This is a genomic window from Vibrio sp. 10N.222.49.C9 (assembly GCF_041474985.1).
Lineage (GTDB): Bacteria > Pseudomonadota > Gammaproteobacteria > Enterobacterales > Vibrionaceae > Vibrio > Vibrio crassostreae_C.
Genome location: NZ_JBFRVD010000417.1, coordinates 1 through 641, shown reverse-complemented (window position 1 = coordinate 641; position 641 = coordinate 1). Strand labels below are relative to the sequence as shown.

Sequence of the window (641 nt, the reverse complement as noted above, 5' to 3'; positions counted from 1 at the left end):
ACTCATAGTTGTGCTCTTGTTCACTATCTAGGTCAACAATTGAGAAAGAATACACTGTCTTTGTAAACTCATTTTCTTTTGTACCGATGATCCCGTCTATGGCACACCCGATATCATCTATGTGATCTTGCGTTAAAGGGTACTTACCGTTAGCAACAAGGACCTTATCGGAAATTCTTTCCCAAGTAATTTCAGGTGGAAAGCCCTTAATATATGCATTTAACCTACCAACGTCACAAACTTCCCAGACACCACTGGCATTAGGTTTTAGTTCATAAAGTAACCTAGAGAAGAACTCAAAACGGCCAACGGCATTGCATATCGGTTTGTTTTGAAACTGAATAGTGATTTTTTTATAGTCATCTGACACTGTGTATTTGTACATATGTTTTTTCTTGTTATATAATGTTTTGATCTGAAGATATCATAGTGAAAGTAATCATGCTAAGAGTGGGTTCTCTATTTTGTGGTGCTGGTGGTTTTGACCTCGGTTTTAAGCTTGCTGGACACCAGATTTTGTGGGCATTTGACAACGATAAAGACTGCATCCAAACATACCGTCACAACTTTGGTGAACATGGGCGTATGTTAGATGTTGCGGAAGCAAACTTTTACGATTTTGCCGATGTTGATCTGATAAT

Annotated in this window: 2 protein-coding genes; one reads left to right on the top strand and one right to left on the bottom strand. The window is 38.2% G+C overall.

The genetic code is table 11. The features are described from left to right. Window positions 1-385, bottom strand: a 385-nt coding sequence (locus tag AB4585_RS23775) for a hypothetical protein (protein WP_372171227.1), incomplete at its 3' end; no start/stop codon positions are given. A gap of 44 nt (window positions 386-429) precedes the next feature. Between AB4585_RS23775 and AB4585_RS23770 the strand changes: the two genes are divergently transcribed. Next, on the top strand, window positions 430-641 hold a 212-nt coding region (locus AB4585_RS23770), incomplete at its 3' end, for a DNA cytosine methyltransferase (RefSeq protein WP_372171226.1).